Below are 10,091 nucleotides of genomic sequence, written 5' to 3' on the forward strand. Positions count from 1 at the left end.
GAATAGGCTATTAAAAGTGACTATACTGCCTAATCCCAATTGCGCCATATATCCCAGTACTAAAACCGTAATCATTGTCGTCAAAAATATCGGCGTTAATGGTAAAAGTGCGATTTGCATTGAATTAATAAACGATTGTAGATCATGCAACAGTAGAAATGACGTCAATAATACGAATAAAAAAGAAATCAATTTTTCAGAATTGTTATATTCGCTTTTAATGGCGAGAAAACTCCAGACTGTTTTTTTGCGTAAACCCATCAGACTCAAAGAAGTTAAAATCAAAACAAACGGTACAAGGAAGAAAAATACCAGCCATGCATTTTCTCTAGCTGGAATTACTTGTGTAAGCGGAAAATGAATGAGGGATATCGTCAAAATGGCATTCGCGCACAGCATCCCTATTTGTACGGACGATAATTTATTTCTCAATTTGAACCATCTCACCTTTCAGTTTGCCAAAGTGTTTATATTTAGACCCGTATTTTCAATGCGGAAATTTACATCAATATCAATCTTAGTTTTAGCAAGCATCGTATCCCACTGATCTTTCCATTTCTTTTCCCATTGCAAATTCTTATGTACATATAAGTAATTCCCAATACCAAGGATGTCGATACCGCTTCTTAAAGTTAATTCAAGAATATCCATAATCTTTCTTTTGATGTCCAGTTCCAATGACTCTTCTATTTCATGTATTGCTTTTTTATTGCTTAAATCTAAGGACTCCTCGCTTTCGCTTATATATCCTTTACCAGCAATGCGGATATGGCATTCAGGAATGCCATCCATGACAGTAGCTTTCATTTTGAATTTATGATTAGAAACATTTACGGTAATAATCTGTTTATGTTTGCTAACAAAAGTAATGGATTTCCCCTTCATTGCACTACGTTTCATCCACAGTAAGCCAAGTGTTTGACTTTCATTGGTGATAAATTTCATTTTTCTATTTTTAAATACAGCCATCTTGTTAAAAGTCAACTTGCCATTGTCATTGTTGACGACAGAGGCTACTGGATCACTACCTTCTCTGTACAAAGCGCTGAGAAACTCTCGAGTTGTTGTTCCCGACCCCATTAATCTGCCTATCCCCGTAATATCTTGCGCTGATATTCCGCTTAACTTGGGATGAGTATTTAGAACGTTAAACGTTTCTTTTTCAGAAATATAAATATAAGATGTCAATCTAGATTCTCGATTGCGGTTAAAAAAGTCTAAGATTTCACTTATGTTATTTCTTGCTATTTCTTCATTAATAACAATTACTTGCTGGTGTGAAAATCGTAAAATTCGCGGCATTTGTTTTTGTATATTTCCAAGAGCTTCTTGTACCGAACGACCGGAATTATTTTCTAAGTAAAATACTTCTTTACTTCCTTCCTCCGTTCCGGCACTTTTAGAGATAGGAATTTGCAGAGTCACATTAAATTCATGATTTGTCTTATCGATACCTGTTGCTAAAACTAACGCTACATCGTTTATTTCCCTTTGATCGGTACATCCACTTAACATGGAGACGATCAGAACCACAACAAGGCATCGTCTCTTCATTTACATTCTTCCTTTCTTAAATAAATGATATCGCCATGTACTTTTATTTTGTCTTATTGTACTAAGCCACAACGGAGCTCTTATTAGTACATCCTTTTGTTCGAGTAGAGAAAAAGGAGCAATGGGCTTCATAAAGGGCATTCCAAAAGTTCTTAGGCTACACAAATGTGCTGCAATAATCACGATACCTACTGATATCCCAAATAACCCCAATGTACCAGCTAAAAGCATTAGTGGAAAACGTAACAATCTTAATGTATCGCCAATATTAGCTTTAGGAATAATTGATGCTGCGATTCCGGTTATTGAGGTCACAATAACCATTGGCGCTGATACAATGCCTGCTTGAACAGCTGCTGTACCAATAACAATCGCCCCCAGAATACTTACGGTCTGTCCAATTAATTTTGGGAGCCGCACACCGGCTTCTCTAAGTGCTTCAAAAGTTACTTCCATAGTGAGAGCTTCGATCAAGGCCGGAAAGGGTACCTTTTCACGGCTGGCCATCAATGTCAAAAGCATTGTCGTAGGTATCAACTCGATTTGGAAGGTCGATAATGCGATATACATGGAAGGAAGAAGTAACGTAGTTAAAACGGATATAAAACGTAATAATCTAATAAATGTCGAAAAGTAAAACCGATGATAATAATCTTCACTGCTTTGTAATAATTGCCAAAAAGTTGTTGGAACAATCAACGCGGATGGTGAGCCATCTAATAAAACACTTATTCTTCCTTCTAACAGGCTCGCTACAACTGAATCGGGCCGTTCAGTATTTTGGATTTGAGAAAATGGACTTAAGGGGTTGTCTTCAATGAATTCTTCTACGTATTCACTTTCTAAAACGCCATCTATTTTAATAAGATCCAGTCTTTTTTGGAGTTCCTCTAAAATTTCCCGGTTAACCAAGTGATCTAGATATACGATAGCAACTGACGTCTGCGTCAGATCGCCTAACTTTTTTTGAATGATTTTTAATTTTGTAGATCTTATTTTTTGTCTTATCAAAACAATATTTGTCGAAAGATTCTCTATAAAACCGTCTTTTGATCCTCGGATCACAGCTTCAGAGGATGGCTCTGAAACCTGTCTATAAGCACCTCCGTTCGTTTTGAAAATTAGTGCTTTGCTCTCTTTGTCAATAATAACAACTAAATGCCCATCTAGAATTTCACTGACTACATTCTGCATTTCGCTTGTTTCAATAATTGGTGTTGTGGAAATCAAATTATCATCAAGTATATTGGTATTTGTTTCAAGCAGTAACTTTAGAGTTTGCAGGGGTATGCTTTCATCGTTCACAAATCCACTCAGATAGACCATGTATAATTTTGTGTTGTTCACAATAAAACTTTGATAAACAACATCGGGACAGTCGGTAAATATATTCTCCAAATATAAGATATTTTTGTTCAAGTTTGTATCTAAAATTGAAAATGACTCATTATCGCTTGATGAATTTATTTGATTCTTCAATGGGTCTCCTCCAGTCATGCTTCATAATAATTCATGTTAGTTGAAGTGTGTTAATTTCCATAACTTTAAAGTAAGGATTCGCCAATCCTTACTCATTTATGCATGAACCTGGATTTTCGATAAAGAGGTGCATGAACCATAGTAAATTGCATCGCTTTTAGCCTTAAAAACTGCAGGACTGTCTGTTAAACAAAGTAGATTGAAACCGGGCTATCTCCCTAACCGGATATAGGAATGTAGAAATCCCAAGAATGGAGGGCTTTTTCTCAGCCACGCATTCATCAACTAGGTCCATTTCAGGTTCCATTTCTCCAAGCGACTTTGTCGTTTAGCTGCACTGGTTGGTCCTTTCGGACCTATAATTTTAAAAGTTCAGCAGTCACAAAAAATGGACACCTCCCTTCGAGCCGGATTCGAACCGGCCTATTCGAAGGCAAGATGCCCTTTTTCCTTACATTTTCATATTGCTGCTTTGCCCGGGTGAAAGCTTGGCTTGCGTATCGATGTAAACATTAGCATTGTTAATGGCAGTCGGCGCTTCTCCGAAGCCAACAGTAAACGGCTTCAGCTTGCCCGGATAAATCGAGATATCTCCGGCCGCGAAGATGCCAGGAATATTCGTCACCATCTTCGTATCGACAACGAGCGAACCGCCCCCGACGACAAGTCCCCAGTTTCGGATCGGTCCCAGTGAATTAACGAAACCGAAATTTATGATGACTTCGTCAACATCGACCAGCATCTTCGTTTGGGTCTTCACGTCGGTAAGCACAACCCACTCGATGCTTTCTTCTCCGTGAAGCGCTGTATTCTCGGTCGGCACGACGACATTGACTTTGGACAGCGTAAGCAACTCGACGCTATGCTCATGAGCCCGGAATTTATCACGGCGATGAACGAGCGTCACCCGCTCTGCGATCGGCTCGAGCATCAGCGACCGATCCAATGCGGAATCACCACCGCCGCTAATGAGCACTTTCTTGCCGCGGAATCGCTCCAGATCGCTGACAAAGTAATGAAGATTCGAATTCTCGAAACGTATCGCTTCCGGAAGCTCCAACCTGCGCGGCTCGAAGGCACCGATACCCGCAGCGATGATGATGGCTTTCGCTTGGTGAATAGCGCCATCCGTGACGATCTCAAACGACCGCTCACCGAGCTTGCGCACAGCCAGAACCTTCTCCTCGAGTCTAACGTCAGTTCGGAACAACTCCATCTGATTCTTTAAATGATCGACAAGCTCCTGGGCTTTCACTTTAGGAAAGCCGGCTACGTCGTAGATATTCTTCTCCGAATACAAAGCGGTGAGTTGGCCGCCGAGCTGCGGCATACTTTCGCATACTTTCTATTAGCGTAACCGACATCTGTCTCATGCCGCCGTAGAAGGCGGCGAACATGCCAGCAGGACCGCCTCCAATAGTGGCTATGTCCGAGTTTGTGTTGATTTTGTCGTACATTCTCTAATCCCCCCGAAGCAAGTCTTTCTATAGTTAGGAAAATGGCTTGTCAGACATCTTGATTGAATCGGTGGGACAGCCGTCTACCGCATCTTGCAATTCTTCCCACAAACTTTCGTCGATAGCCGATATCCCACGATTGTCGTCTCCCTTGAATATGGCGTGGGCCAAGCCTTCATCGTCGTAGTCGAAAATATCGGGTGCCGCCGCTCCACATGCTCCGCATGCAATGCAAGTATCCTTGTCCACGCATGTATATTGGGCCATCTTATACGCTCCTTCGCTTTTTTTCCAGTATGATTTAACAAACCCGGCCGAAGCTCGACCGGGTTTTCTCTTTAAAACGCTAATTTCAATTAGATTTTCCACAAAGCCGATGAATTCGTATGAACGATATATTACAACAGAACGGCGTTATATCCTTTTTTCTGAATGGCTTCCTGAATCTCGGAAATTTGAACTTTGGCTTCGTCAAACCGAATATCTACCGTGCCCTGCTCAAAATTAACGCGACTTTCAGCGCCGATTCCAGGGATCGCACCCTCAATTTTAGGAACACAAGAACGGCAAGTCATACCCTGTACTTGGACGATTGCTTCTTTAATTGGTTTTCACCTCCTTTTTGAACGATAGTCATTTAGCCTTCAAGGAGTTTACTTATTTCATTCAAGTTCTCGGCAAAACCGACATATACCTGGTCCTGGATGACGATGGTCGGTACGACTTGCTTTCCTGTCAGTTCCAGAACTTCTTTCGCATATTCGATATTTTCTTGGCAATCGTAATCTACAAAGGGAACTTGATGCTCATTGAAATAGCGCTTGGCAAAGTGACAGTCGCTGCAGGTCGGGATCGAGTAAATTATGATTGGTTCTTTCGGATCGATTTTCGGCATGGAAGTTCGCTCCTTTAGGCGACGATTTGTTTCAATTGCTCCAGCGTGATCCGGTCTACGAATTTGCTGAACTTCTCTTTTCCTTTGGCTTGTTGCTTGTAGAAATCAATAAGCGTAGATAAAACAGGAACAAGTCGTTCCTCCGTTATGCCGGAGACAAATAGCCGTCCAGTCAGAACCTTGATACCCTTGGGTTCTCCTCCAACGTAGATATCGAACGTGTCCCTCATCTTGACAACAGCGATATCTTTCATCAGTGGTTCGCTTGTGCCCAGTGCGCAGCCTGCGTATCCAATCTTCAGCGGCGTGGGCGTCGCAATGCCAGCGATCGCCCAATTCAAGATGCGAGCCGTCTCCAGACCGGCTTCTTCCGCGCCTTTGCAAAAGTTGCAGGCGATCAGGCTTTTCGTTGCAAACCCGGCCGGATACACTTCCAGGCCGGCGTGCTCCAGTTCATCCTGAATGGCTTCTCGCTGAGCAAGAGGCACTTCCACGTAAAGCTGCTTGAACGAGGTCATTTCAATTTTGGCGTCTGAACCGGCAACCGTACCGATCTTTGCAAGTTGATCCGGCGTAAAGAGACTGCCCCCGACTTGAATCGGAGGCGATACCGCCAGTTTCGTCTTGTCTCCCATGATCAATCCCCCTCTAGGCATCTGTTACTTCACATTTACAACGAACGGCACAGTGAACACTTCGCCGTTGTGCTGAAATTGCCCCCAAATTTTGAACGTGCCGCTTTGCGGAAAAGAAGTCGCGAATTTCGCCTCCGGCCCAGTTGCTTTCTCATCGATCGGATGAACATGTAGATACTGTTTCGCATCCTCCGAAAGAATCACGACATGGCCGACCGCGCCCAAATAAGGCTGCAGATCATTGATCCCCTTCTTCGTCTTCGCGTCGCGAATGTTGAAGGTCAAGGTAACGTCTTCTTTCGGTTTCGCGGCGCTCATAGAGAGCTCAATTTTCTTTCCATCGACTTCTTTCACCAGATTTGCGTCAGCTACAATCGCGGTGTGCGTGCCTTCCTCGCCTTCCACCTTTACCCACTCGCTGAGCGTTGTATTGGCTCCGCCAGTCGGAATAAAATCCGCAAATACTTTGTACTCGCCGCCAGCCGGAAACGAAGTATTCACCGTAAAAGTGCCGTCTCCCTTAAACTCTGGGTGAATGTGGCTAAAGAAAGACAAATCGTGATTGACCATAATGAGATGAAGCCATTTCTCATGATTGACATCATATTGATTTACCGGGTTTCCGTCCTTATCCTTCACTTGAATGGTCAATTCCGTTTCTTCATTTGCTTTTGCAGCGCCTGCAGGGAAGGCAAATGATGCTTGAAGATTCTCTGCCGTAGGTTTCGCATTTGAGCCATGGCCGCCGTGGCCGCGTCCGTGATCCATCTCTTCCGCCCCCTTCTCGCCTACCGGCCTTTCGTCGTTCGGTTGACCACTGCTCGCTCCATGACCGGCATGGTTATTTCCACCTGCGTGATTCTGGTCCCCTGTTTTGCCGCATGCGGCCAATACGTTTAACGCAAGTACCGCCGCAGCGACGAGGATGATTTTCTTCATCATGCTTGATCCACTCCGATTCATTACAAATTTGATGCAGAACGTACTTTGACACGCTGCAACCGCAAAGCGTTAAGCACGACGGATACCGAGCTGAGCGCCATCGCCGCGCCCGCAACCCAAGGGGCCAGCAGCCCTATCGCGGCAATCGGAATGCCGAGGGTGTTGTAGCCGAGCGCCCAGAAGAGGTTTTGGCGGATGTTACTCATCGTTTTTCGGCTCATGTAGATCGCATCCGGAATGCTCGTCAGATCGCCGCGCATCAGGGTGACGTCGGCGGCCTCCATGGCCACGTCCGTACCGGTACCGATCGCCATGCCGATATCTGCCATCGCCAACGCGGGGGCGTCATTAATGCCGTCGCCGACCATCGCTACTTTCTTGCCCTGCGCTTGCAGCTTCTTCACTTCTTCCGCTTTGCCTTCCGGAAGCACTTCAGCGCGAACATGATCGATGCCCACTTGTCCCGCAATCGCCCGTGCGGTGCGTTCGTTGTCACCGGTGATCATGATCACCTCGATGCCCATTTCCTTTAGCCGCGTTACCGCCTCCTTCGACGTTTCTTTAATCGTATCGGCCACCGCGACGAGACCCGCATACGCTCCGTCAATCGCGATCAGCATCGCCGTTTTCCCATCTTCTTCAAGCTGCGTCATCCGATCAAGCGCCTGTACCGCCGAAACCTCATATTTCGCCATTAGCTTGCGCGTTCCGGCCAGAACCTCTTTGCCTTCGACGACAGCACGGATCCCAAACCCCGGTATCGCCTCGAACTGTTCCGTTGTCGGCAGCTCGATGCCTTTAGCCCGGATTCCGGCCACGATCGCTTCCGCAAGAGGATGCTCGGAGTCCTTCTCGGCGGCGCCAACCAAGCGTAGAAAAGCATGCTCGTTTATATTTGCGGCGGCAACATCCGTAAGTTCCGGTTTCCCCTTCGTTACAGTGCCGGTTTTGTCGAGAATGATCGCATCGATTTTGTGCGTGGATTCCAGATGCTCGCCGCCTTTGAACAGCACGCCAAGCTCTGCGGCGCGGCCGGAGCCCGCCATAATCGATGTCGGAGTAGCGAGCCCCAGTGCGCAAGGACAGGCGATGACCAGGATCGCAATCCCCTTCTCCAGCGCATTTGCAAAATCGCCCGGCGTCACCCAGAAGTACCAAACGAGAAATGCGGCAGCCGCAATCCCTACGACGATCGGCACGAAGATTCCGGAAATGACATCCGCTATCCGTTGAATCGGCGCTTTCGAGCCTTGCGCTTCTTCCACGACTTTAATGATTTGGGCAAGCGCGGTTTCCTTGCCGACTTTGGTCGCTTTTAATCTCAATCTTCCGTTTTTGTTGACGGTAGCACCGATTACGCTGTCGCCGGCTTTTTTCTCGACCGGTATGCTTTCGCCGGTCAGCATCGATTCATCGACCGAAGAACTACCTTCCAGCACTTCCCCATCCACCGGAATCTTCTCCCCCGGTTTCACCACCACGATATCGCCGACAAGTACGTCCTCTACCGGGATCGTCGTTTCCTGCCCGTCCCGGACAACGAGAGCCGTTTTCGCCTGAAGTCCCATCAGCGTCTTGATCGCTTCGGATGTACGGCCTTTAGCCAGCGACTCGAACAGCTTCCCAAGAATAACAAGAGTGATCAGGACCGCACTCGTTTCGTAGTACATCGATGGACCGTGATGCGCCATGCTGCCCATCGAGACCCATTCAATAGTTAGGTACAAGCTGTAGAAGTATGCAGCCGACGTTCCGAGCGAGACGAGTACGTCCATATTGGCGCTCTTATTCCGCAGCGCTTTGAACGCACCCACATAAAACTGTTTGCCAATGTAAAATTGAACGGGTGTCGCGAGCGCCAATTGAAACCACGGATTCATGAAGAGTTCCGGCATCCAGAGCCAGGATAAGAACGAAAAGTGGCTGACCATGGACCAAAGCAGTGGCAGCGAAAGAACCGCGGAAATCAACAGTTTGCGCTTTTGCTCTGAAATGGCTTTCTCTCGATGCTCCGCAGGATTGGCTTCGTCTTGCTTCGTTATCGCTTTATAGCCCAGCTTTTCCACACGCTGCTGCATGTCGGCGATGGATACATCGGCCGCGTTGTATTCGACTCGTGCGGTTTCCATTGCGAAGTTAACGGAGGCGTTCGTGACGCCGGGCAATTTGCCCAGGCCTTTCTCGATCTTATTGGCGCAAGCCGCGCAGGTCATGCCTTCCAATTTGAAATCCACGATTTCTTTGGCCGTACCGTAGCCGAGTTTCTGAATGCTCTGTTCCATTTGCGCGACATTTACTTTTTTCGGATCATACGTAACTGTCGCCAGTTCCAAAGCAAAGTTCACGTTGGCCTCCGTCACGCCTTCAAGCTTACTCAGTCCCTTCTCAATCCGGTTTGCACACGCGGCGCATGTCATACCGGTTAATTGCAGGGACGTTTGCTCCTTTTCCAGCCTGGTTGCTTCCATCACGAACACCTCGTTTCTTTTCCGATTGGTTACACCACGTCGTATCCCTGTTCTTCAATGGATTCCTTAATGGCAGCGAGCGTCAGTTTACTTTCATCGTACGCTACAGCTACGGTTCCTCCCGAGAGATCGACTTTGCCGCTTGCCCCGATTATTTTCAAAGCCCCTTCAATCGAATTGACACAGTGGCCGCAAGACATACCTTCAACTTTCAGCGTTACATTTTTCATGGTTCATTTCTCCTTTGACTTTTGTAGTTTTTATTTCATCAGCTTTTGAATGGTTTGCAACAGCTCATCTACCACTTCGGCATCGCCTTGTTGAATGCGCTCCACCACACACTCACTAAGATGTCCTGTTAAAAGAACTTTTCGCACGCTGTTCAGTGCAGCCTGAATGGCGGCAATTTGATTCAACACTTGATTGCAATATGTGTCTTTCTCAATGAGGCCTTTCACACCGCGGATTTGCCCTTCAATCCGATTCAGTCGAGTTGTCAGGTCTGATTTGACGGCAATTGAATGATGACTTCTTCGGCCATCCACATGATTCTTCAACGTTCACTTCCGTAATGTTTATTGCAAGCACCTCCACTATCCATTATATACCCCCCTATAGTATATACGTCAATATATTTTTAGTTTACCCCCCATCCCTATAT

General features: G+C 46.1%; 11 protein-coding genes and 1 pseudogene. All 12 read right to left on the minus strand.

The genetic code is table 11. The features are described from left to right. Positions 1 to 432, minus strand: a 432-nt coding sequence (locus PQG80_RS28515) for a hypothetical protein (RefSeq protein ID WP_271755242.1), incomplete at its 3' end; no start/stop codon positions are given. An 18-nt stretch (positions 433 to 450) separates the two neighbouring features. Next, positions 451 to 1,554 carry a Ger(x)C family spore germination protein gene (locus PQG80_RS28520; protein WP_271755243.1) on the minus strand — a complete coding sequence of 368 codons (1,104 nt, stop codon included), beginning with the start codon at positions 1,552 to 1,554 and terminating at the stop codon, positions 451 to 453. Then, complete coding sequence (locus PQG80_RS28525) at positions 1,555 to 3,033, minus strand: spore germination protein (RefSeq protein WP_271755244.1); 1,479 nt, start codon at positions 3,031 to 3,033, stop codon at positions 1,555 to 1,557. Positions 3,034 to 3,484: 451 nt separating this feature from the next. Then, positions 3,485 to 4,490, minus strand: a pseudogene (locus PQG80_RS28530) (NAD(P)/FAD-dependent oxidoreductase). 33 nt (positions 4,491 to 4,523) lie between these two features. Beyond that, positions 4,524 to 4,757 (minus strand): ferredoxin, encoded by a 234-nt coding sequence (locus PQG80_RS28535; protein WP_271755245.1) that lies wholly within the window; start codon positions 4,755 to 4,757, stop codon positions 4,524 to 4,526. 131 nt (positions 4,758 to 4,888) lie between these two features. Next, positions 4,889 to 5,095, minus strand: coding sequence for a heavy-metal-associated domain-containing protein (locus tag PQG80_RS28955; protein WP_432432819.1), 207 nt, complete (start codon positions 5,093 to 5,095; stop codon positions 4,889 to 4,891). 32 nt (positions 5,096 to 5,127) lie between these two features. Next, entirely contained in the window at positions 5,128 to 5,385 is a 258-nt protein-coding gene (locus tag PQG80_RS28540) for a glutaredoxin family protein (protein ID WP_271755246.1), read from the minus strand. Between the two features lie 14 nt (positions 5,386 to 5,399). Then, complete coding sequence (locus tag PQG80_RS28545) at positions 5,400 to 6,020, minus strand: NAD(P)/FAD-dependent oxidoreductase (RefSeq protein WP_271755247.1); 621 nt, start codon at positions 6,018 to 6,020, stop codon at positions 5,400 to 5,402. Between the two features lie 24 nt (positions 6,021 to 6,044). Then, positions 6,045 to 6,962 (minus strand): LptM family lipoprotein, encoded by a 918-nt coding sequence (locus tag PQG80_RS28550; protein WP_334219855.1) that lies wholly within the window; start codon positions 6,960 to 6,962, stop codon positions 6,045 to 6,047. 20 nt (positions 6,963 to 6,982) lie between these two features. Continuing rightward, positions 6,983 to 9,430 carry a heavy metal translocating P-type ATPase gene (locus PQG80_RS28555; RefSeq protein ID WP_271755248.1) on the minus strand — a complete coding sequence of 816 codons (2,448 nt, stop codon included), beginning with the start codon at positions 9,428 to 9,430 and terminating at the stop codon, positions 6,983 to 6,985. A 29-nt stretch (positions 9,431 to 9,459) separates the two neighbouring features. Then, positions 9,460 to 9,660 carry a cation transporter gene (locus tag PQG80_RS28560; protein ID WP_271755249.1) on the minus strand — a complete coding sequence of 67 codons (201 nt, stop codon included), beginning with the start codon at positions 9,658 to 9,660 and terminating at the stop codon, positions 9,460 to 9,462. 30 nt (positions 9,661 to 9,690) lie between these two features. Next, on the minus strand, positions 9,691 to 9,987 hold the full coding sequence (locus tag PQG80_RS28565; protein ID WP_271755250.1) for a metal-sensitive transcriptional regulator: 297 nt from the start codon (positions 9,985 to 9,987) through the stop codon (positions 9,691 to 9,693). Positions 9,988 to 10,091: the final 104 nt, after the last annotated feature.

It is taken from the genome of Cohnella rhizoplanae (genome assembly GCF_948329515.1).
In the GTDB taxonomy this organism is placed as follows: domain Bacteria; phylum Bacillota; class Bacilli; order Paenibacillales; family Paenibacillaceae; genus Cohnella; species Cohnella rhizoplanae.

Coding starts and splice junctions, on each gene's coding strand:
- PQG80_RS28520 (WP_271755243.1), bottom strand. CDS start 1,554: ATGAAGAGACGATGCCTTGTTGTGGTTCTGATCGTCTCCATGTTAAGT.
- PQG80_RS28535 (WP_271755245.1), bottom strand. CDS start 4,757: ATGGCCCAATATACATGCGTGGACAAGGATACTTGCATTGCATGCGGA.
- PQG80_RS28540 (WP_271755246.1), bottom strand. CDS start 5,385: ATGCCGAAAATCGATCCGAAAGAACCAATCATAATTTACTCGATCCCG.
- PQG80_RS28545 (WP_271755247.1), bottom strand. CDS start 6,020: ATGGGAGACAAGACGAAACTGGCGGTATCGCCTCCGATTCAAGTCGGG.
- PQG80_RS28550 (WP_334219855.1), bottom strand. CDS start 6,962: ATGATGAAGAAAATCATCCTCGTCGCTGCGGCGGTACTTGCGTTAAAC.
- PQG80_RS28555 (WP_271755248.1), bottom strand. CDS start 9,430: ATGGAAGCAACCAGGCTGGAAAAGGAGCAAACGTCCCTGCAATTAACC.
- PQG80_RS28560 (WP_271755249.1), bottom strand. CDS start 9,660: ATGAAAAATGTAACGCTGAAAGTTGAAGGTATGTCTTGCGGCCACTGT.